The organism is Novosphingobium sp. KN65.2 (genome assembly GCF_001368935.1).
GTDB classification, from domain to species: Bacteria; Pseudomonadota; Alphaproteobacteria; order Sphingomonadales; family Sphingomonadaceae; genus Novosphingobium; species Novosphingobium mathurense.
Map to the genome: position 1 here is coordinate 23,028 of NZ_CCBH010000202.1, position 20,230 is coordinate 43,257.

Annotated in this window: 18 protein-coding genes; 9 read left to right on the top strand and 9 right to left on the bottom strand. The window is 63.7% G+C overall.

The features are described 5' to 3' along the window. Nucleotides 1-7 precede the first annotated feature (7 nt). The gene (locus tag SPHV1_RS21595; RefSeq protein WP_054948060.1) at nucleotides 8-412 is read left to right on the top strand and encodes a MerR family transcriptional regulator; all 405 of its coding nucleotides are present in this window, start codon (nucleotides 8-10) and stop codon (nucleotides 410-412) included. Between the two features lie 50 nt (nucleotides 413-462). On the opposite strand, the gene SPHV1_RS21600 is transcribed toward SPHV1_RS21595, so the two are convergent. Both SPHV1_RS21600 and SPHV1_RS21605 read right to left on the bottom strand, forming a co-directional pair. Continuing rightward, nucleotides 463-1,008: a histidine phosphatase family protein gene (locus SPHV1_RS21600; RefSeq protein WP_054948061.1), complete on the bottom strand. Its 546-nt coding sequence runs from the start codon at nucleotides 1,006-1,008 to the stop codon at nucleotides 463-465. Between the two features lie 19 nt (nucleotides 1,009-1,027). After that, nucleotides 1,028-3,742, bottom strand: coding sequence for an ATP-dependent DNA helicase (locus SPHV1_RS21605; protein WP_054948062.1), 2,715 nt, complete (start codon nucleotides 3,740-3,742; stop codon nucleotides 1,028-1,030). Between the two features lie 155 nt (nucleotides 3,743-3,897). Here SPHV1_RS21605 and SPHV1_RS21610 point away from each other — a divergent pair, with 155 nt between their 5' ends. Continuing rightward, the gene (locus SPHV1_RS21610; protein ID WP_197277772.1) at nucleotides 3,898-4,605 is read left to right on the top strand and encodes a PadR family transcriptional regulator; all 708 of its coding nucleotides are present in this window, start codon (nucleotides 3,898-3,900) and stop codon (nucleotides 4,603-4,605) included. Continuing rightward, a complete protein-coding gene (locus SPHV1_RS21615) occupies nucleotides 4,602-4,889 on the top strand; it encodes a DUF2218 domain-containing protein (protein ID WP_054948063.1) in 288 nt (95 codons plus the stop codon). Before SPHV1_RS21610 ends, SPHV1_RS21615 begins: the two co-directional genes overlap by 4 nt. Before the next feature lie 117 nt (nucleotides 4,890-5,006). Here SPHV1_RS21615 and SPHV1_RS21620 read toward each other — a convergent pair whose 3' ends face one another. Beyond that, on the bottom strand, nucleotides 5,007-5,894 hold the full coding sequence (locus SPHV1_RS21620) for a mechanosensitive ion channel family protein (protein ID WP_054948064.1): 888 nt from the start codon (nucleotides 5,892-5,894) through the stop codon (nucleotides 5,007-5,009). Between the two features lie 109 nt (nucleotides 5,895-6,003). On the opposite strand from SPHV1_RS21620, the gene SPHV1_RS21625 reads away from it, so the two are divergent. Further along, nucleotides 6,004-7,605 carry a lysine--tRNA ligase gene (locus SPHV1_RS21625; protein WP_054948127.1) on the top strand — a complete coding sequence of 534 codons (1,602 nt, stop codon included), beginning with the start codon at nucleotides 6,004-6,006 and terminating at the stop codon, nucleotides 7,603-7,605. Next, nucleotides 7,602-8,135, top strand: coding sequence for a DUF1003 domain-containing protein (locus tag SPHV1_RS21630; protein ID WP_054948065.1), 534 nt, complete (start codon nucleotides 7,602-7,604; stop codon nucleotides 8,133-8,135). Before SPHV1_RS21625 ends, SPHV1_RS21630 begins: the two co-directional genes overlap by 4 nt. A 71-nt stretch (nucleotides 8,136-8,206) precedes the next feature. Here the strand turns inward: SPHV1_RS21630 and SPHV1_RS21635 are convergent, their stop codons facing one another. The 4 genes from SPHV1_RS21635 to ettA all read right to left on the bottom strand — a co-directional run bounded on the left by SPHV1_RS21635 (nucleotide 8,207) and on the right by ettA (nucleotide 13,763). Further along, nucleotides 8,207-10,075 carry a DUF885 family protein gene (locus tag SPHV1_RS21635; protein WP_054948066.1) on the bottom strand — a complete coding sequence of 623 codons (1,869 nt, stop codon included), beginning with the start codon at nucleotides 10,073-10,075 and terminating at the stop codon, nucleotides 8,207-8,209. Further along, the gene (locus SPHV1_RS21640) at nucleotides 10,072-10,767 is read right to left on the bottom strand and encodes a 2OG-Fe(II) oxygenase (protein WP_369817969.1); all 696 of its coding nucleotides are present in this window, start codon (nucleotides 10,765-10,767) and stop codon (nucleotides 10,072-10,074) included. Before SPHV1_RS21640 ends, SPHV1_RS21635 begins: the two co-directional genes overlap by 4 nt. Nucleotides 10,768-10,892: 125 nt before the next feature. After that, nucleotides 10,893-11,831 carry an RcnB family protein gene (locus tag SPHV1_RS21645; protein WP_054948067.1) on the bottom strand — a complete coding sequence of 313 codons (939 nt, stop codon included), beginning with the start codon at nucleotides 11,829-11,831 and terminating at the stop codon, nucleotides 10,893-10,895. A 252-nt stretch (nucleotides 11,832-12,083) separates the two neighbouring features. Continuing rightward, nucleotides 12,084-13,763, bottom strand: a complete 1,680-nt coding sequence (gene ettA, locus SPHV1_RS21650; RefSeq protein WP_054948068.1) for an energy-dependent translational throttle protein EttA — start codon at nucleotides 13,761-13,763, stop codon at nucleotides 12,084-12,086. A gap of 261 nt (nucleotides 13,764-14,024) precedes the next feature. Between ettA and SPHV1_RS21655 the strand changes: the two genes are divergently transcribed. Continuing rightward, nucleotides 14,025-15,404: a M28 family peptidase gene (locus SPHV1_RS21655; protein ID WP_054948069.1), complete on the top strand. Its 1,380-nt coding sequence runs from the start codon at nucleotides 14,025-14,027 to the stop codon at nucleotides 15,402-15,404. Nucleotides 15,405-15,416: 12 nt separating this feature from the next. Here the strand turns inward: SPHV1_RS21655 and SPHV1_RS21660 are convergent, their stop codons facing one another. Next, complete coding sequence (locus SPHV1_RS21660; RefSeq protein WP_054948070.1) at nucleotides 15,417-16,292, bottom strand: CoA ester lyase; 876 nt, start codon at nucleotides 16,290-16,292, stop codon at nucleotides 15,417-15,419. An 89-nt stretch (nucleotides 16,293-16,381) separates the two neighbouring features. Beyond that, nucleotides 16,382-17,257: an SDR family NAD(P)-dependent oxidoreductase gene (locus SPHV1_RS21665; RefSeq protein WP_054948071.1), complete on the bottom strand. Its 876-nt coding sequence runs from the start codon at nucleotides 17,255-17,257 to the stop codon at nucleotides 16,382-16,384. A gap of 306 nt (nucleotides 17,258-17,563) precedes the next feature. Between SPHV1_RS21665 and SPHV1_RS21670 the strand changes: the two genes are divergently transcribed. The 3 genes from SPHV1_RS21670 (at nucleotide 17,564) to SPHV1_RS21680 (ending at nucleotide 20,209) form a co-directional block, all read left to right on the top strand. Next, nucleotides 17,564-18,112, top strand: a complete 549-nt coding sequence (locus SPHV1_RS21670; protein WP_054948072.1) for a peroxiredoxin — start codon at nucleotides 17,564-17,566, stop codon at nucleotides 18,110-18,112. Nucleotides 18,113-18,276: 164 nt separating this feature from the next. Then, nucleotides 18,277-19,404, top strand: a complete 1,128-nt coding sequence (gene prfB, locus SPHV1_RS21675) for a peptide chain release factor 2 (RefSeq protein WP_054948073.1) — start codon at nucleotides 18,277-18,279, stop codon at nucleotides 19,402-19,404. A 61-nt stretch (nucleotides 19,405-19,465) separates the two neighbouring features. Continuing rightward, a complete protein-coding gene (locus tag SPHV1_RS21680; protein WP_054948074.1) occupies nucleotides 19,466-20,209 on the top strand; it encodes a class I SAM-dependent methyltransferase in 744 nt (247 codons plus the stop codon). Nucleotides 20,210-20,230 lie beyond the last annotated feature (21 nt).

The window sequence follows — 20,230 nt, forward strand, 5'->3', positions numbered from 1 at the left end:
AGAGCCGATGAATACCTTTTCCGACATCCCGGTTTTCGATGACGGAAAAGATCCGGAGGCTCTGCGAACCATCGGTGAGGTCAGCAAGGCGCTGGGCATCCGTCAGCATGTCCTGCGCTACTGGGAAGAGCAGTTCCCATCGCTTCAGCCTGTGAAACGCAGCGGCGGTCGGCGGTATTATCGTCGTGAGGACGTGGCGCTTGTGGTTGAGATCAACCGTCTCGTCCACCAGGAAGGCTACACGCTACGCGGTGCACGCAAGGCGATCGAGGATCAGGATTCCCAGCCGGCGCCCACTGCGATCGTGACGCCTGACGTCAAGCCGCAGGTCCCGGACGCGGCAAGCGATGCCATCATCGGTGAGCTCAGGCAGATTCGTGCGCAACTGGCAGCAGCACTGGCGGTAGCCTGAGACGCCTTGCGTCTCTTGCCTCGCATTTACCCAGCTTTCGACAAATTCGGTCAGTCGGTGAGGCTCGGTCCCAGTTCGGGATCGAGATCCCTCGGCCGGACGAGGTGGACGATCCGGGCGCAGTTCTCGTCGATATCGTCCCAGCTCTCGATATCCAGTTCCAGCACGGCGTAGGCCGCGGTCGGGAACTTCTCCTCGACGATGTCGCGCAACGGGCTGCTGCCATCGTCGGGAACGAGATCGAAGATCAGGTCCTCAAGTCCCGGGTTGTGGCCGATCAGCATGATCGAGGCGGGATCGCCTTCCTGTTCGCGCAGGAGGTCTATCAGCGTTGCCGAGTTGGCGAGGTAGATCCGGCGATCCCACGTGACCGGCGGCGACAATCCGGCCGCTTCGGAGGCAAGTTCGATCGTCTGGGTGACGCGAACCGCAGGTGAGGCCAGCACGCGCTTCCACGTCCTGCCGTCATTGCGGATATGCTCGCCCATGACTGCTGCCCCCTTGCGGCCACGCTTGTTGAGGGGCCTGTCGAAGTCACGCAGGCGCGCATCGTTCCAGTCCGACTTTGCGTGGCGAAAAATGCCGAGGGTCTTCATCAGTCAGGCAAGCTCGTATTCAGGGCCGGGCGGCGTGATCGGGTCTATACGCTTCTTCTGAAGCATTGGCAGCGACCCGATGTAAAGCCTCCTCCAGAGAAATCCGCAGGACGGGCGTCCCTTCGGGAAAGGCGCTCAGCAGACGTGAGGGGAATGCAGCAGAAAGTACGACGAAATGGCCGTGGTCGTCGCGGCTGCGGATGAGGCGTCCAAAAGCCTGGGCCAGTCGGGCGCGGATGATGCCATCGTCATAGCTGCCACCGCCACCGGCAAGTCGCCGGGCGCGATGCAGGATGGTCGGTCGCGGCCAGGGTACCTGCTCCATCACCACCAGTCGCAACGAGTCTCCCGGTACGTCGACACCGTCGCGCAAGGCATCGGTACCCAGCAACGAGGCTGCCGGATCGTCGCGGAAGATATCGACCAGCGTGCCGGTGTCGATCGGGTCGACGTGCTGTGCGTATAGAGGCAGGCCGGTGCGGGCGAGTCGGTCGGCAATGCGGCCATGGACGGCGCGCAGGCGCCGGATCGCCGTGAAGAGGCCCAGTGCCCCGCCGTGCGAGGCCTCGATCAAACGCGCGTAGGCCGCCGCAAGGGCCGGAATGTCGCCGCGCGGGACGTCGGTGACGATCAGGACTTCGGCTTGCTTTGCATAGTCGAAGGGGCTGGCATGGGCGGAGAGGCGCGGGGTCACGCCGATGTGTTCGACGCCGGACCGGGCCACCGCCTTGCCCCAGTCGTCGCCGTCGCGCAGCGTGGCCGAGGTCATGACGACGCCGTGCGCCGGTTCGAGCACCACTTTGGCAAAGGGCTTCATCGGATCGAGCCAGTGACGGTGAATGCCGATGTCGAACTCACGCGCTTCCGAACGGTCGACTGCCAGCCAGTCGACGTATTCCGGATCGGCCGGACCGCCCAGGCGGTCGAGCAGGGCTTCCCATGCCGCAAGCAGGTCGATGCGCCAGGACAGCGAGTGGCGGGCACCCTCGATACGGGCGCGACCCTGGCCGTCCAGCCAGTCGGGCGGATCTTCCAGCAGGGCTTCCAGCCGCATGCCGAGTCGCATCAGCGGCTGGCGCAAGTCGGCAAGTGCTTCGCGCGCGGCTTGCGAGACTTCGATGAAGGTGCCGTCGAGGCCCGCAGCTTCGGTTTCCAGACCGTACCCGGCTTCCTGTCCGCCGCTCTCGTCTCGGGCATAGACGGTGGCCCGTACCGATGCGAGCAGGTCCTCGAGCGGTCCGGACGGCGCGCCTTCGTTGATCCGTTGCATCCAGCCGTCCCCGGGCAGGGCCTCTGCGGCGGCCCGTGCGGCGGCGATGGCCTTGGCGCCGGCCTCGTCGTAGCTGACGATGTCGGCAAGCCGGGCGGAGAGACCGCGCCGTCGGCCGCGCGAGGCCTTCTCAGGTCCGATCACCCAGCGGCGCAGCTCGATCGTCTCGCTGCCCGAAAGTGCCGCCGCGAACGTGGAGTCCGCGGCGTCGAAGACATGGTGACCCTCGTCGAACACGATGCGGGTGGGGCGGGCGGCGTGATCGCGACCGCGCGCGGCATTGACCATGACGAGGGCATGATTGCCTATCACGAGATCGGCCTGCGCGCTGGCCCGCGATGACCGCTCGATGAAGCATTTGCGGTAGTGCGGGCACCCGGCATAGACGCATTCGCCGCGCCGGTCGGTGAGGGCAGTGATGCCGCGCTGGCGGAACAGGGTACCGAGCCAGCCCGGCAGATCGCCGCCGATCATGTCGCCGTCGCGGGTATATGCCGCCCAGCGCGCGACGAGCTGGGCAAGGATCGCGGCGCGTCCGGCAAAGCCGCCCTGCAGTGCATCCTCGAGGTTCAGCAGGCACAGGTAGTTCTCGCGCCCCTTGCGCACGACGACGGGCTGGCTGCCGTCGGGCCGACGTTCCGGCCACGCGCGGCGGCTTTCCTGCCGCAGTTGGCGCTGCAGGGCCTTGGTATAAGTCGATACCCAGACGGTGCCGCCCGACTGGGCGCTCCACAGCGAGGCGGGGGCGAGGTAGCCCAGGGTCTTGCCGATACCGGTTCCGGCCTGAGCCAGCAGCACATTGGGCTGCCCCGATGCCTTGCGCGGCGAGAATGCGGCGGCGGACTGGGCGGCATAGGCGCGCTGTCCTTCGCGCTGCTCGGCCTTGGCGCCGGTCAGCGTCTGCAACTGTTGCAGGACATCCGTTTCGCTCAGTTCGACCTGCCGGGGCTGGGGCTGGTCAGCAGTTTCTTCCCACTCAAGCAGGCGCGTAAAGAGCCAGCGCTCGGCGCGTTGGGGTTTGGCGATGCGCGTGCCCAGCAGCGTGGCCCATGGCCAGCGCATGCGCACCAGCGATTGCAGGGCCGTCCAAGCGCCTTCGCGTTCCGGCCATTCCGTGCTCTCGCAAGTCTCTAGTAACTTGCCGGCTGCTTCCTGCAACAGGCGCGGGACATCGGGTTCGCCGTCCGGTTCGGTCAGGTTGAGGGCATGGGCCAAACCCTTGGGCGTGGGTACGACAAAGCGGGCGGGATGCACGAAAGCGAAGAGTTCGAGCAGGTCGAGCCCGGATAGGTCGGGATAGCCGAGGCGGGTTGCCAGCAGTGGGGCGTTCAGGATCAGCAGCGGCGTATCGGCCGCGGCCATCATCGCTTCGCCCTTTGAGACGGTCCGCGTCCCCGCGTTGCCGTCGCGCAGCCAACTGCCGCCGTGACTGGCGTGCAGTGCGGGTAGGGGAAGCGCGGACATGATCGGGTCTTAGGGATGACGGGCAGGATTTGGAAATGGCTCTGTACCGCTTCCCGCAGGAAATTACGTCCTGATACAAATTCGCGTCTTGCAAAAATCCTTCTAAGATATATCTTGACGCGATCATGAAGATCGATGGAAATAAGATGAGACAAATGAACGGTAACCCCAAGCGCGGCGGACGGGGTTTCGCGCGCGACGATTATGATAGGGACATCGCCCTTGTACGGCGCGCCCGCGGTATGCGTGGACGGCGGGGCGGCATGCGCGGTCCCTTCGGGCCGGGACGTGACGGATTGGACGATGAGATTTTCGAAGGCCGCGGTAGGCACGGTCGCGGCGGTGGGGCCGGCGGTCCGGGCTTCGGCGGCGGTCGCGGCATGCGCGGCGGTCGGCGCCGGCGGATTTTCGACCAGGCGGAGTTGCAGACACTGTTGCTGGCCCTGATCGCAGAAGCGCCGCGCCACGGCTACGATCTGATCCGTGAGATTGAGGCAATCTCTGGCGGCGAGTATGCGCCCAGTCCCGGCGTAGTCTATCCTGCACTCACCTACATGGAAGAGGCGGGCTGGATCGCGGTCGGCTCGGACGAAGGGGCTCGCAAGTCTTACGAAGCGACGGAAGAGGGGCGCAGACAGACCGAGGCCGATGCCGACAAGGCAAAGACCCTGCGCCAGCGTCTTGCCGCTCTGGCCGAGGCCCGCGAGAAGGTTGACCCCGCGCCGGTTCGCCGCGCCATGCAGAACCTCAAGACCGCCGTCTTCGACCGTCTTTCGGTCGAAGGTGCGGACCGTAAGTTCATCCTGCGAGTGGCGGAAGCCATCGACGAGGCTACGCGCAATATCGAAAGGATCGAAAAATGAGCACGATCGCAGCGAAAGTCGCAACGCCCAACGGCGGCAAGTACGTGCGCCAGATCTGCAAGCACTGGAGCCACAAGTTCGAGGTCGAAGTCGATGGCGATACCGGCAAGGTACATTTCCCGGCCGCGGTCACGACGATGGCCGGAGACGATCAAGGTATCGCGATTGAGATCACCGGCGAGGACAAGGCGACGCTGGAACGCCTGACCGAAGTCGTGGCGAACCACATCGACCGCTTCGCCTTTCGCGAAGGCCCGCTCCAGTACGAATGGTCCTGGCAGTAACCCGGCGCAATATGGCCGGAATCGGAAAGACCCGGCGGCAGGCCATTCGCGGCTTGCTGACGGGTCTTTCATTGTCCGGGTGCCGTATGGAATCGCGCGCGGCAGACTGGATTCGCCTCAGGCCGCGTTCTCGTTGACCGGCTCGAGGTTTTTTGCCCGTTCAAGGGGAAGCGGTTCCTTGAAGGTATTGGTGACGTAGGGGAACGGGATCTCGATGCCCGCCTCGTCGAGCGCGGTCTTCACCGCCATGACGATCTGGCTCTTGGTCAGGCGCAGGTCCTGGGCAACGGTGTCGCTCCACCACTGGACGAGGAAGTCCACCGAGCTGGAATTGAACGTCTGGGCGAAGACGACCACGCCTTTTTCCTTGTCGACTGCCTCGACACTCTCGACCGCCTTCTGGATGACGTCCTGAGCGGGCCCGAGATCGGTGTCATAGGAGACGCCGACGACGATCTCGTTGCGGCGCAGGGGCTGATCGGTGAGGATTTCGACCGGGTTCTTGAACAGCATCGAGTTGGGAACGACGGTCAGCTCGCCCGAGAACTGGCGGATGTGCGTTTCGCGCAAGGTGATCCTCTCGACCTTGCCGCTGATGCTTCCGCAGATCACCGAGTCGCCGATGTTCATCTTGTCGCGCAGCATGATCAGCACGCCGGCGAGGAAATTTTCGAAAATGTCCTGGAATGCAAAGCCGATGGCGAGAGCGCCGACACCCAGACTTGCGAAGGCGCCTGCCGGGGTGAAGCTGGGAATGGCGATGGTGAGGGCAATCAGCGATCCGATGATCCACACCAGCAATCGCACCAGGGTATCGAGCAGCTGCTTGAGATCGTTGCGGATTGCGGTTCTGCCGGTGATGCGATCGGCAATGCGCACAGCGGTGCGGGCAACGATCCATGTGACCAGCAGAACGACAAGCGCGATGACCAGAGAGGGCAGGGCCTGGACGACTCCTTTGCCCATAGCCTCCAGTTCAGTGCGCAATGTTTCGACGTAATTCACGATATCTCCGTCCCTTTCGGTCCCTTTTGAACATAACGGGCCTGTCCCGACCCGGTTCCAATGCAGCTTCGCGCTTGCGAAATGCGTGCGTTTCGAAGAAGAGCGCCTCATGACTGAGAATGCCCTGATCGAAGCCGCCCGTGTGTCCAAGGCCTGGCCCTTCCAGGAGGCCCAGAAGCTGCTCAAGCGCTACCCGGACGGCAAACCCGGCGGAGAACCCATGCTGTTCGAAACCGGCTACGGTCCCTCGGGCCTGCCGCATATCGGCACGTTCCAGGAAGTTCTGCGCACGACGCTGGTGCGTCACGCCTACGAAACCCTCACCGGTGGCGCGCCGACTCGGCTGGTCGCCTTTTCGGACGATATGGACGGGCTGCGCAAGGTCCCGGACAACATTCCCAATGCCCAGTTGCTGGCGGACAATCTCGGCAAGCCGCTGAGCCGCATCCCCGATCCGTTCGAGAAGTTCGAAAGCTTTGCGCATCACAACAACGCGATGCTGCGTGAATTTCTCGATCGTTTCGGCTTCGAGTACGAATTCGTCTCGGCCAGCGACCGTTACAATTCGGGCGCCTTCGACAAGGCCCTGTCGAACGTGCTCTCGCACTACGACGCCATCATGGGCGTCATGCTGCCCACGCTTCGCGAAGAGCGCCGCAAGACCTATTCGCCGGTCCTGCCGGTCTCGCCGACGACGGGCGTGGTGCTGCAGGTTCCGGTCGAAGTCCTCGATCCCGCCACGGGCATGATCCGCTTCACGGATGAGGACGGCACGACGGTCGAGCAGTCCGTGTTCGGCGGCCATGCCAAGCTGCAGTGGAAGGTCGACTGGGCGATGCGCTGGGTAGACCTGGGTGTCGACTACGAGATGTGCGGCAAGGACCTGACCGACTCGGTTACCCAGTCGGGCAAGATCTCGCAGATTCTCGGGCGCCGTAAGCCCGAAGGTCTGATTTACGAACTGTTCCTCGACGAGAACGGCGAGAAGATCTCCAAGTCCAAGGGCAATGGCCTGACCATCGAGCAGTGGCTGACCTACGGCACCGAGGAAAGCCTGGGCTTCTACCTGTTCCGCGAGCCCAAGAGCGCCAAGCAGCTGCACGTCGGCGTAATCCCCAAGGCGGTCGACGAGTATTGGCAGTTCCGCGGCAACCTGCCCGATCAGGCGCTGGACAAGCAGCTCGGCAATCCGGTCTGGCACCTGCTGCGCGCAACCGGCAACGGACAGGGCGCGGGCGATACCTTGCCGGTGACCTTCTCGCTGCTGCTGAACCTCGTGGGCGTCTTGGGCGCCGATGCGACGGCAGATCAGGTCTGGTCGTATCTTGGCAACTACGTCGCCGAAGCGACCCCCGAGGCGCATCCGGAACTTGGCGAACTGGTGCGGGCCGCGCTTGCCACCAACCGGGACTTCATCGCCCCGACGCTGGTACGCCGCGCTCCTGCCGCCAATGAGGCCGAAGCGCTCAAGGCGCTCGATGCCGAGCTGGCCAAGGCGGGTGCGGATACTTCGGCAGAGGAGCTGCAGAACATGGTCTATGAAATCGGCAAGGACGAGGCTTATGGCTTCGGCAACCTGCGTGACTGGTTCAAGGCGCTTTACGAAACCCTGCTCGGTTCCAGTCAGGGCCCGCGCATGGGCAGCTTCATCGCACTCTACGGCATTCCCGAGACGCGCAAGCTGATCGCAGAGGCGCTTTCCAGCCAATGATGCAACTGCCCCGGCGCACGCCTGAGCAACTGGCCGAGGAACTTCTCGGACGCAAGTTCAGCGAACTGGGGCAGGAAGAGCAGAACGTCCTTCGGCGCATCGCCGCGGGCACCCTGATCGGCCCCGATGCCGACGAGATCGCCGCGACTCATGCCAGTCGCGGCGACCGTCTCGCCGACCGGGTTGCAGCTATCGGCGGCAGTTGGGGCTTCATCATCGGCTTTGCCGTGGTGCTGCTCGGCTGGATGCTGATCAACAGCCACGTGCTGGAGGCGTTCGGGCTGCATCCCTTCGATGGCTACCCGTATATCTTCCTCAACCTGATCCTCTCGATGCTGGCGGCGATCCAGGCGCCGGTGATCATGATGAGTCAGAACCGTCAGGCGGACAAGGATCGCATCGCCGCGCGGCACGACTACGAAGTCAACTTGCGCACGCAGCTGGAGATCCTGCGACTCCACCGGCGCTTCGATCACCTCATCGAATTTCTCGAGGCGCGCCGTGCTTCGGAGGCTGGCGAGGAATACTGAATCTGCGGATTCGGCGGCGAAGGGATCGGCTTCGCGGTCCCGACCCTATCGAACCGCAAGTCGTGACCTGTCTAGTTTCCGGCGCGGTGGGGGCGGCTTGCGGCGATCCAGCCGTCGATCTTGGCTTCCAGTATGGGCAGGGGCAGGCCGCCTGACCCCAGGACTTCCTCGTGGAAGCTGCGGATGTCGAATCGCGGTCCGAGCTGTGCCTGGGCCTTGTCGCGCAGACGCTGGATGGTGAGCGCGCCGATCTTGTAGGCGAGCGCCTGTGCCGGCATCGCGATGTAGCGGTCGACTTCGGCTTCCGCGTCGCTGCGGCCCATCCCCGAATTGGCCAGCATGTAGTCGATCGCCTGCTGGCGCGACCAGCCCTTGGCGTGGATCCCGGTATCGACGACCAGTCGCATCGCGCGCAGCATTTCGTCGTCGAGCGTGCCCCAGTGCTGCAGCGGGTCCTTGTAGAAGCCCATGCCGTAGCCCAGCGTCTCTGCATAAAGGGCCCAGCCCTCGACAAAGGCGCTGTTGCCGCCGTAGCGCTGGAAGCCGGGCAGGCTCTGGTTCTCTTGCGCGAGACTGATCTGGAAGTGATGTCCGGGTACGCCCTCGTGCATGTAGAGCGTCGTCATGCCGCTGAGGAAGCGGTGCGGCAGGTCGTAGGTGTTGTAGTAGAAGACGCCGGGCTTGCCGCGGTCGGGCGCGCCTTCGGAATAGCTGCCTCCGGCTTCGAATTTCTCGCGATAGGCCGGGTATGGCTCGATCAGCATGGGCGTTTCGGGCACCCGGTCGAACCAGCGTGGCAAGGCGGCCTCGACCTGTTTGCCGATGCGCATGAAACCGTCGGTGAGCTGGCTGTCGTTGGTAGGGTGAAAGCGAGGATCGTCGCGGATCTCATCGAAGAATGCGGGGAGGGTTTCGGCAATTCCGAGCTGTTCGCGCACTCCGTCCATTTCCCGCTGTATGCGGGCGACTTCGGAGAGACCGAGTTCGTGGATCGCTTCCGGCTCGAGCGAAAGCGTCGTCTCGCGGCGGATGAGGGCGCGATAGAGCTGCGCGCCACCCTTCATGTCGCCCAGCCCGACAGAAGCGCGTGCGGTTGGAAGATAGTCGTCCTGCAGGAATTGCCGCAGGCGCCGATAGGCAGGCCAGATCGCCTCGCGTGTAGCCCCACGCAATGCCGGTTCGAGCGCCTTGCGGCTCTTGGCCGAGAGCGTCTCCGGGGCTTGCCGAAGGGGGGCGGAGAAGGGCGACTGCTCGTAGGGTTGGGCCAGCAGGGCGTCGATCTGGGCGATCATGTTAATGACCGTCAGGCGCGGTTCGACCACGCCTGAAGCCATGCCCTGTCGAAATCGGGCGATGGCATTGTCGATCACCCGGGGAAAGGCACGGTAGAGCGCAATGGCGCGCCGGTAGTCTGCCTCATCGGCATAGTCGTTTGTGCCGCCCGGTGCGATCATGGCCGGGAATTCGACATGCAGACCGCCGAAGTGGTTGAACGGGCGCACCTTGGTAAGGCGGCGCAGCTCCGGCTGAAGCCAAGCCAGTTCCTCGTCCTTGAGCGCTGCGAAGGTATCGTAGGAGAGCTGCAGATCGGGCGGCAGAGTGGCACGGTCGATCGTGTGCAGGACCTCTCGGCTGCGGCTGGCGGAGACCTGTATGTCACGGTCGAGGGCGTCGGTGTACAGGCGTTCGAACGGGGCGCCTTCCGCCGTGGTTCCGGCCCCATCTCCGCCATAGAGCGGGGTCAGGGGATCGAGGTCGTCCTCGCGTTGCGCGTCCTCGGCAAAGAGGCGAAGCAGGCGCAGCCGATTGCGCTCCGCATCCGCTGCAGACACCTGCAGAGATGTTCGTGTGGCGGCATCGGCGGTGACCGGCCCGACCGGAAGGGCAAGCGCACAGGACATGCCCAACGCCAGAAGCGAAACCGCGTTGCGAAATTTCATTGCCAGTTGCGAACCCGGAACCACTTGGTGACGACGTACTTGACGCCCCTGATGACTGGCCGGGCTGCATGCATGGTCAGCGGGTTGGGGGTCCCGTCGGGCAATGCGTTGTTCCACAGCAGGAGGCAACCGGGTTCGGGCGGGATGCTCAGGCCGATGTGGGTAAAGTCGGTCCGGCCGCCTTCCTCCACCGCGTTGAGGTAGATCATCGCAGTCCAGCTGCGCTGGCCGCCGCAGCGCCGTTCCTGCCGCCAGTAGCCGGCCTCGGTGTCGAACCAGTCGCAATGCTCGTTGAAGTACTGGCCGCGTTCATAGCGCTGGCCCTGCGCCGATTCCCCGCAGGATGGAGCGATGCCGGTGAAGTCGCTGAGGCGCAGTTCGAGATCGCGCACGATCCTGTCCTGCGTGTCGATGTCCCCCGAATAGCTGGTACGGTAATCGTCCCAGCCTTCTTCTTCCAGCAGGCGCGAAGGACAGGCGCAAGTGTCGATGAGCGCCATAATGTGGGCGCAATCGGACGCGCTGAGAAAACTGTTCGAGGTGTAGATTTCGACTGCTTCAATGGGCAGTCGCCTGACCGCAGGCTGGCCGGAAAGGCGCTCCCGGACCGAAGCACCGATCCTTGCAAGCGCCCTGCAGTCCGGATGAGGCGTGGCTGGCATCTCGATCGACAGACTACCGGTAATGTTCAACAAATCAATTGCTTCGTTCCATTCGGTAAAACCCTGCCGGAATTACGCCGTTCCATTCGTTGCGGGCATGAAAAAGGCCCCCGGTGGAGGAACCGGGGGCCTTTCATTTGCCTTTTGTCTTCGGTCTACCAGAAGAAGTCGTAGATCACGTCGACCACTTCGCCGGAGTAGATGTCCACCAGCAGCACGTCGTCATAGTAGCGGACCCAGCGATAGGGGCCGTAGACCTCGGGCAGCCTGTAGTACCAGGGATCGTCGATCCAGTAGCGCGAGCTGTAAAACACCGAGCCCAGCGAGAAGCCGATACCGATGCGCCGATACGAGTAGTTGCTGTACGGCGAATAGTAGCGGCCGATCCGGTAGACTGATCGGTTGCGCGCCCGATAGTCGCGCCAGTCATAACGCTTGTCACGGCGCCAGTCGTTGCGGTTCCAGCGCCGAGCATCGCGATAGTCGCGGCGGTCGTGATCGCGCCAGCGGCTGTCGTTGTCCCGCCACCTGTCGTTATTGCGCCAACGGTTGTCGTTGTCCCGCCATCTCTCGTTTTCGCGCCAGCGACTGTCGTTGTTTCGCCAAGTGTCGTTGTCGCGGCGGCTGGAGTCGTTGCGCGATTGATCCCGCCAGTCCCGACGCGTTTCCGCGCGGCGGTCGTCACGGTCGTTGTCACGCCGATCTGCCCGCTGTTCCGAGCGGCGTTCGTAGCCGCCGTTGCGCAACTTGTCCTGCCAGGCGTTTCTGCGGTCCTCTTCGGTACGCAATTCGCGGCTGCTGTCCCGCGAGGACCGGTTTCCCGACCAACTGCGGTTCTGGGAGGGCGCCGCTTCCTGACGGACACGGTTGCCATTGCTGCGCGACCAGTCGCGGCGTGGCTGATCGTCCGGGCGAGCGCTCTGCCTTTGCGAGGTGTCCCGCCGGGGGGCGTTTGCCGAAGAACCCTGTCGCATCTGTGCACGGAACTGTTCCGCGCGGCTGTCGTTGCCGCGACTTTCGCTGCGGTTGTTATCGGGGCGCGATGCGGCTTCGGCCACGCTGGGCGCTGTGAGACCGGCAACGGCGATGGCCATTGCCCCCCAAGCTCCAGCTGAAAAAAGTGCACCCGCCTTAATGTTCATCATTCTTGCCATATCCGGTCTCCAAAACCGAACTTGCCGCACGGCGATTGCGGCTCATCCTGTATTGGTTCTAGGCCATCGGCGCTGTCCTGAACGTGAACCGGGTTGCAGCTCTTCGTTAATGTATAGCTTCTTTAAAATGAACAGGCCGCCGATCCGGTGTCCCGGAGCGACGGCCTGCATATCATGGTTGAGGCGATGTCGTCAGCGCGTCAGCTTCTTGTAGGCAAGACGCGTGGGACGGTCGGCCGCATCGCCGAGGCGGCGGCGCTTGTCCTCTTCATAAGCTTCGAAGTTACCTTCGAACCATTCGACGTGGCTGTTACCCTCGAAGGCGAGGATGTGCGTCGCGAGACGGTCGAGGAAGAAGCGGTCGTGCGAGATGACCACGGCGCAGCCGGCGAAGTTCTCGATGGCTTCTTCAAGGGCACCGAGGGTTTCGACGTCGAGGTCGTTGGTCGGTTCGTCGAGCAGGAGCACGTTGCCGCCCTGCTTGAGCATCTTGGCGAGGTGGACGCGGTTGCGTTCACCGCCCGAGAGCTTGCCGACGTTCTTCTGCTGGTCCTGGCCCTTGAAGTTGAAGGCGCCGACATAGGCGCGCGTCGACATGTCGTGGCCGTTGACCTTCATGTAGTCGAGCTTGTCGGAGATTTCCTCCCAGACGTTGTTCTTGCCGTCGAGGTGGTCGCGGTTCTGGTCGACGTAGCCGAGGTGAACCGTCTGGCCGATCTCGATGGTGCCGCTGTCGGGCTGTTCCTGGCCGGTCAGCATCTTGAACAGGGTCGACTTACCCGCACCGTTGGGGCCGATAACGCCCACGATGCCGCCCGGCGGCAGGATGAACGAGAGGTCCTCGAACAGCAGCTTGTCGCCGAACGCCTTGGAGATGCCCTTGGCTTCGATGACCTTGCCGCCAAGGCGCTCGGGCACCTGAATGACGATCTGGGCCTTGCCCGGGGTACGCTGATCCTGCGCGTTCTGCAGTTCCTCGAACTTGCGGATACGGGCCTTTGACTTGGTCTGACGACCCTTGACGCCAGCGCGGATCCACTCAAGCTCGTCCTTGAGGGCTTTCTGGCGGCCGGTCGCCTCGCGGTCTTCCTGTTCGAGGCGCTTGGCCTTCTTCTCGAGGTAGGTCGAGTAGTTGCCCTCGTAAGGGAAGTACTTTCCGCGGTCGAGTTCGAGGATCCAGCCCACCACGTTGTCGAGGAAGTAGCGGTCGTGGGTGATCATCAGCACCGCACCGGCATATTCCTTTAGATGGTTTTCCAGCCATTCGACGGATTCTGCGTCGAGGTGGTTGGTCGGTTCGTCCAGCAGCAGGATGTCGGGCTTCTGGATGAGCAGGCGGGTGAGCGCGATACGGCGCTTTTCACCACCCGAGAGGCTTTCCACCGACCAGTCGCCCGGCGGGCAGCGCAGCGCTTCCATCGCCACTTCGAGCTGGTTGTCGAGGGTCCAGCCGTCCACGGCATCGATCTGGTCCTGCAGTTCACCCATTTCGGCCATGAGCGCGTCGAAGTCGCAGTCTTCCGGCGGATCGCCCATGATCATGGAGATCTCGTTGAAGCGGTCGATCTTGTCGGCCGTTTCGCGCGCGCCGTCCTTGACGTTTTCGAGCACGGTCTTGCTCGTGTCGAGCTGCGGTTCCTGCGGCAGGTAGCCGACGGTGATGTTCTCGCCGGGCCATGCTTCGCCGGTGAAATCGGTATCGATGCCGCCCATGATCTTCATCAGGGTCGACTTACCTGCACCGTTCGGGCCGACGATGCCGATCTTGGCACCCTGGTAGAACTGCAGGTTGATATTCGAAAGCACCGGCTTCTGGGCGCCGGGGAAGGTCTTTGTCATGCTCTTCATGACGAAGGCGTATTGCGCGGCCATCGGTTTCCTCTGGGATCTGGCGTGTCGGAATTTGCGGCGTGCTCTACAGGGGCGGGCCACCAGCCGCAAGGTTGCTGGCAGGTGGACGTGTCGGTTCTTGCCGGAATGGCGCTGGGCCTGCGTCGAGAGCGTCGCAAAGTTGAGCTGCAAATGGGGATTGCTGCCGACCCCGTCAAGATTTCGCCGCTTGCCGCGCATTGGCCCGGTCAAGAATTGCGACTTGGGATTGGAAATGGCCGGGCAGGGCGTTAGGCATTGTCCATGCTACGCAAAACCTTTTGCGCTGCCCTGCTTGCAGCGACCGCATTCGCCTCCTTCAGCCCCGTTCCGGTCAGTGCCACGCCCACACAAGGCGCGGGCGTGGCGTGGGACATCGTCGAAGGTCTCACCACCGAAATCGGTCCGCGCATTGCAGGTTCGGATGGCGAAGCGCGCGCCCGTGCATGGGCTGAGGCGCGCCTCAAGGCGCTCGGCTTCAGCCATGTCTCCATCGAGGAGTTCAAGACTCTCGCCTGGCAGCGCGGTGAGGAACATGCCCGCCTGACTGCACCCTACCAGCAGCCGCTGGCGATCACCGCGCTCGGTTTCTCGGTGCCGACCCCGGTACAGGGCCTCAAGGCAGAACTGGTCTATTTCCCGACGCTGGCTGCGCTCGAGGCGGCTCCGGCAGGTTCACTGAAGGGCAAGATCGCTTTCGTCGACCACGCCATGCGCCCCACGCAGGACGGTTCGGGTTACGGGCCCTACGGCGATGTCCGTCGCAAGGGGCCCACCATCGCCTCGCAGAAGGGGGCCTCCGGCATCGTCATCCGTTCGGTCGGTACCGACAGCCACCGCAATCCGCATACCGGCGCCACCGTTTTCGCCAAGGACGTGAAGCCGATCCCGGCTGGCGCCGTTTCCAACCCCGATGCGGACCTGATTGCCCGCGTCGCTTCGCGCGGCAAACCGATGAGCATCGACCTGAAGCTGATGGGCAAACCGTTTCCCGATGCGCCTTCGGGCAATGTCGTGGCGGAACTGCCGGGGCGCGATCCGTCATTGCCCATCATCCTGCTCGCCTGCCACCTCGACTCCTGGGATCTGGGCACCGGCGCGATCGACGATGCTTCAGGCTGCGGGATCATCACCGCCGCGGCACTGGCGGCGCAGAAGGACGGCAAGACCCTGCGCACGATCCGCGTACTGTGGTCGGGCAACGAGGAAATGGGCATCTCCGGCGGTGGCGGCGATCACTACGTGAAGGTCCATGGCAGCGAGCCGCATGCCGTCGCGATGGAAAGCGACTTCGGCGCCGACAAGGTCTGGCAGCTCAAGACGACTTTTGCCGAGGGCAATGCTGCGCTGGTGGACAAGGTCAGGGCGGCGTTATGGCCGTTGGGCATCGTGCCGCATGACGGCCCAACCGAAGGCGGGGCCGATGTCGCGCCGATCATCGCACACCAGAAGCTGGCGGTGATCGATCTCGGACAGGACGGGATGCATTACTTCGACCTGCACCACACGCCCGACGACACGCTCGACAAGGTCGATCCGATAGCCCTGCAGCAGAACGTCGATGCCTGGACGGCGGTGCTCAGGGTGATCGCCAATGCGCCGGAGCAGATCGAGTCCGTTCCGGCGGCTGAAGGCGGCGAGTAAACGGCGCGCGCGTCAGGCTGCTGCAGCGATCCGCTTGGCAACGGCGACGAGCCGCTGTGCCTGTTCGAGGTGTAGCAGTTCGGTCATCTTGCCATCGACGCGGATCGCGCCCTTGCCGGCGTTTTCCGGCTGTGCGAAGGCGTCGATGACGGTCTGCGCCCAGGCCAGGTCCGCTTCGCTGGGTGAAAATACCGCGTTACACGGTTCGACTTGCGCGGGGTGGATCAGGCTCTTGCCGTCGAAGCCGAACATCAGCCCCTGACGTGTTTCGGCCTCGAATGCCTCGAGGTCGCGGAATTCATTGCACACGCCGTCGAGGATCGCGACGCCATGGGCGCGCGCGGCGGCAACCGCCATCGACAGGAACGGCAGGAACGGCGTGCGGCAGGGTGTAAGCTGCGCGCGCATTTCCTTGGCGAGATCGTTTGTCCCCATGATCCACAGCGACAGGCGCGAGCTATGCGCACACTGTGCGATGGCATCCAGATTGCCGACGCTCGCGCAGGTCTCGATCATGGCCCATAGCTGCATGTCCTTGTGCGCGTTCTTCAGGGCTTCATCGTAGCGGGCAATGTCGGTCGGCGAATTGACCTTGGGCACAAGCACCGCGTCGGCCTTGGTCGAGGCCATGGCGGCAAGGTCATCCATGCCCCATTCGCTATCGATGCCATTGGTGCGCACGACAACCTCGCGGTGACCGAAACCGCCTTCCTCCAGAGCCGCTACGGCGGCGGCGCGCGCTTCGGCTTTCAGTTCGGGGGCGACGGCATCCTCGAGGTCGAAAATAACGACGTCGCAGGGGAGGCTGCGGGCCTTGGCAATCGCCTTGGCGTTCGAGGCGGGCATGAACAGTGCGCTGCGGCGCGGGCGATCGGTCGGTGCAGTCATCGTGTCTTCCTGTGGCTTGCCCGTTTCCTTGCGGCGGAGCGGGCCGAATGGTCAAGGGCCCGGGAAGACCGAATGCGGGTTTGACAAGATCAGCAGCCGATGGTTTCGAGGATGCGTTCGCTCTCCATCCACAACCGGCTGGCCGCCAGGTCGTCCCGCGCCTGCGGTGCAGGTTCGATTTCGGCTAGGTCGTGGAAGTAGCGACCGCCCTGTTCGCCGACTTCCGGGGACGTGGCCAGCCACATGATCGTGCGGGCCGGATGTTCGGGCGGCGTGCAGGGGCTTCGGGCCATGTAGTCCTGGATCAGCTCGTCGCCGTGGCTCGCGAAGTTCGAGCCGACGCATCCCGGGTTTACCGCCTGGGCGACGATGCCCATGGGCGAAAGCCTGCGGTCCAGTTCGCGGGTGAAGAGGAGGCTCGCCAGTTTCGCCTGACTGTAGGCATCGATCGTCGCAAAATCTTCCAGCAGCATCAGGTCGTCCCAGTTCATCGCCCGGCAACTCGCATGACCGTCGGCTGCCACGGCGATGATGCGCACGGTCCCGGCAGGGGATTCCTTCGCCGCATATTCGAGCTGGGGCAGCAGTTCACGGGTGAGGAGGAAAGGGGCGAGATGGTTGGTGGCGAATGTCGCCTCGAGACCTTCCGAGGTGCGGTAGTATCCATCGCGCACGCCGCCGGCATTGTTGACGAGGACGTGGATGCGATTGGTGAGCAGTCCGATCTCCTCGGCAATGCGGCGAACGTCGGACATCTCGGTGAAGTCGCCGCGCAGGAAGTCGACGCGCGCTTCCGGCGTTGCGATGGCGCGGATTTCCTCCTCGGCCGCGTCACAGCGATCAGGTGTCCGGCCGGTGCCGATGACATGCCAGCCCATGCGGGCGAAGACTTCCGCCGTGGCCTTGCCGATGCCGGAGCTGGCTCCGGTAATGACGATCACGCGCCGATGACTGGACTGGGTCAATCTTCTCTCCCTCGGTGGCGAATGTCAGGAAACGATTGCCGGACGCGGGCGGGAGGTAGGCCAAGCGGTCCTGTCGGGCAGGGTACGCGTGACGAGTTGCCTCTCCATTCGTCCTCTCTCCATGTCGCGTCCTGTCTCAGGATCGCGGCCGTCCCATAGCCGAGTCAGGCCAGGTTCAGGAAGATGTTTACGGTGAAACGGCCTCTGTTGTCGATACTTGCCCCCCGGGTGCGTCACAATGCGTATCTTTACGGGGCAGCTTTGCGAGGGCTGGACAGGCCCCATCGCTGCGCGCAGACTGCGCGCATGAAACGCCTTCTAGCCCCCCTGATCGCCATCGGTTTCCTCGCAGCATCGTCGGTAACGCAGGCCGCCCTGCCGATGGGTGCGACCGCGCCCGAGTTCAGCACCAAGGGTGCCAAGGCCGGCAAGGAGGTCGATTTCGATCTCAAGCAAGCGCTCAAACGCGGGCCGGTCGTGCTTTACTTCTATCCAAAGGCGTTCACCCAAGGTTGCACCCTGGAAGCCCATGCCTTCGCCGAAGCGACGCCGGAGTTCGCCGAACTGGGCGCGACCGTCATCGGCATGTCGGCCGACGACCTGCCCACTCTCAAGAAGTTCTCGACCGAGGCCTGCCGTGACAAGTTCGCTGTCGCCGTCGCCACGCCGAAGATCATCAAGGAATACGATGTCGCCCTGGCGCGGGACGGCAAGCCGCAGGGTATGGCCGACCGGGTGAGCTACGTCATCGACCGGAGCGGCAAGGTCGTCTTCATCCATTCCGATCTCGACTATCGCGATCACGTGAAGATGACCCTGGCGGCCGTGAAGGTGCTGGCAAAGAAGCGCCCCTGACGCTAGCGGCCTTGCGCCCTCTTGCGGGGCCTTGAACAATCCCGATATCTGCGGGTAGTAGCGCCGGCCTGTCGCCGGCTCATCTCGGGTCGATTGCCGCGCCGCTTTACAATCGGCTGCACTTCGCTAAGCGGTGCGCCGCAGTTTCATTGGAGTTTCGTGCCATGCGTGCCGAAGGGCAGGCCCACATTGACCGTATCGAAAAGGCGCTCGCGCTTGTGCGCAAGTTCCTGGACTGGGATCGCGCGCTGCGCCGCTTCGACGAGCTGAACGCCCGCGTCGAGGATCCCACCTTGTGGGACAAGCCCAAGGAAGCCGAGGCGGTCATGAAAGAGCGTCGCCGGCTGGAAGCTTCGATCGGCACGGTTAACGAGATCAGCCGCGAGATGGCCGACGCCGTCGAGTTCATCGAGCTGGGCGAGATGGAAGGCGACGAGGACACGGTCAACGAAGGGCTGGCCACGCTCGCCCAGCTTGCCGAACGTGCCGATGCCGACAAGGTGCAGGCGCTGCTGGCCGGCGAGGCCGACGGCAACGACACCTACCTCGAAGTCCATGCCGGTGCCGGCGGTACCGAAAGCCAGGACTGGGCCGAAATGCTGCAGCGCATGTACACGCGCTGGGCCGAGCGCAAGGGCTACAAGGTCGAGCTGGTCGACTACCACGCCGGTGAAGCCGCAGGCATCAAAAGCTGCACCCTGCTGATCAAGGGCGAGAACGCCTACGGCTATGCCAAGACCGAAAGCGGCGTCCACCGTCTTGTGCGCATCAGCCCGTATGACAGCTCGGCACGCCGCCATACCAGCTTTTCGTCGGTCTGGGTCTATCCGGTGATCGATGACAGCTTCGAGGTCGAGGTGAACCCGGCCGACCTGAAGATCGACACCTATCGCGCATCGGGTGCGGGCGGTCAGCACGTCAACACCACGGACTCGGCGGTGCGCATTACCCACCAGCCGTCCGGAATCGTTGTCGCCAGCCAGATCGACCGTTCGCAGCACAAGAACCGCGAAATCGCGATGGGCATGCTCAAGGCGCGCCTGTTCGAGGAAGAAATGCGCAAGCGCGAGGAAGCAGCCAGCGCCGAGCACGCTTCGAAGAGCGATATCGGCTGGGGTCACCAGATCCGTTCCTACGTGCTGCAGCCCTACCAGCAGGTGAAGGACCTGCGCACCGGCGTCGTTTCGACTTCGCCGGGCGACGTCCTTGACGGAGAGCTCGACGCGTTCATGGCTGCCGCCCTGTCGCAGCGTGTGACGGGCGAAAAGGCCGAAGTCGAGGATATCGACTGACCCGGGCGATGGGCCACATGACAGGTTTTGCCAAGTCTTTGGCAAGTCGCTAAGGGGCGGCATGTTTTTGTCTCGCCGTCTTTCCTGCGTGGTTCTCGCGCTGGCTCTCGCTGCCTGCCAGCAGAAGCCTGCCGATGACGGCCGGCCCGAGACTTCGCGCGAGTTTCCGGTCGCCGACCGCCCGGTTTCGCGGCTCGGCGCAAACTCCGTTTCCTCGGAAGTGGAGCGCGACAGCGTCAACGAAGCGAATGTCGTGATGAACCTCGCCGACATCCGCGAGGGGATGAGCGTGGCCGATATCGGCGCGGGCGAGGGGTACTACACGGTTCGGCTCGCTCAGCGAGTCGGCAAGAAGGGGAGGGTTCTCGCCGAGGACATCGACCGCGATGCCAATGAGCAGCTGGGCCAGCGCGTATTGCGCGAGCGTCTGGAGAACGTCTCCATAGTCCTGGGGACCGAGGACGATCCGCGCCTGCCGCCTGACAGCTTCGATCGCATCATGCTCGTCCACATGTATCACGAGGTCACCGAGCCTTATGCCTTCCTGTGGCGCCTGCAGCCTGCCCTGCGCAAGGGAGGCAAGGTGATCGTGGTCGACGTCGACCGTCCGACGGACGAGCACGGAATTCCGCCGGAGTTGCTTTTCTGTGAATTCGCGTCGCTGGGCTTTCGTTTGACCGAATTTGTTCGTAAGCCGGAACTGCAGGGTTATTATGCGCAGTTCGAGGCTGGTAGTGCACGGCCTGAGCCTGCAGATATCGTACCTTGCCGATTGTCTGGCGATAAGACGGCGTCAAAGGACTGAGCGTTACGCCAGGGGGAAAGA

What these genes read in the sequence shown, in the direction of transcription:
- SPHV1_RS21595 (WP_054948060.1), top strand. Translation starts at nt 8, where the DNA reads ATGAATACCTTTTCCGACATCCCGGTTTTCGATGACGGAAAAGATCCG.
- SPHV1_RS21600 (WP_054948061.1), bottom strand. Translation starts at nt 1,008, where the DNA reads ATGAAGACCCTCGGCATTTTTCGCCACGCAAAGTCGGACTGGAACGAT.
- SPHV1_RS21605 (WP_054948062.1), bottom strand. Translation starts at nt 3,742, where the DNA reads ATGTCCGCGCTTCCCCTACCCGCACTGCACGCCAGTCACGGCGGCAGT.
- SPHV1_RS21610 (WP_197277772.1), top strand. Translation starts at nt 3,898, where the DNA reads ATGAACGGTAACCCCAAGCGCGGCGGACGGGGTTTCGCGCGCGACGAT.
- SPHV1_RS21615 (WP_054948063.1), top strand. Translation starts at nt 4,602, where the DNA reads ATGAGCACGATCGCAGCGAAAGTCGCAACGCCCAACGGCGGCAAGTAC.
- SPHV1_RS21625 (WP_054948127.1), top strand. Translation starts at nt 6,004, where the DNA reads ATGACTGAGAATGCCCTGATCGAAGCCGCCCGTGTGTCCAAGGCCTGG.
- SPHV1_RS21630 (WP_054948065.1), top strand. Translation starts at nt 7,602, where the DNA reads ATGATGCAACTGCCCCGGCGCACGCCTGAGCAACTGGCCGAGGAACTT.
- SPHV1_RS21635 (WP_054948066.1), bottom strand. Translation starts at nt 10,075, where the DNA reads ATGAAATTTCGCAACGCGGTTTCGCTTCTGGCGTTGGGCATGTCCTGT.
- SPHV1_RS21645 (WP_054948067.1), bottom strand. Translation starts at nt 11,831, where the DNA reads ATGGCCATCGCCGTTGCCGGTCTCACAGCGCCCAGCGTGGCCGAAGCC.
- ettA (WP_054948068.1), bottom strand. Translation starts at nt 13,763, where the DNA reads ATGGCCGCGCAATACGCCTTCGTCATGAAGAGCATGACAAAGACCTTC.
- SPHV1_RS21655 (WP_054948069.1), top strand. Translation starts at nt 14,025, where the DNA reads ATGCTACGCAAAACCTTTTGCGCTGCCCTGCTTGCAGCGACCGCATTC.
- SPHV1_RS21660 (WP_054948070.1), bottom strand. Translation starts at nt 16,292, where the DNA reads ATGACTGCACCGACCGATCGCCCGCGCCGCAGCGCACTGTTCATGCCC.
- SPHV1_RS21670 (WP_054948072.1), top strand. Translation starts at nt 17,564, where the DNA reads ATGAAACGCCTTCTAGCCCCCCTGATCGCCATCGGTTTCCTCGCAGCA.
- prfB (WP_054948073.1), top strand. Translation starts at nt 18,277, where the DNA reads ATGCGTGCCGAAGGGCAGGCCCACATTGACCGTATCGAAAAGGCGCTC.
- SPHV1_RS21680 (WP_054948074.1), top strand. Translation starts at nt 19,466, where the DNA reads ATGTTTTTGTCTCGCCGTCTTTCCTGCGTGGTTCTCGCGCTGGCTCTC.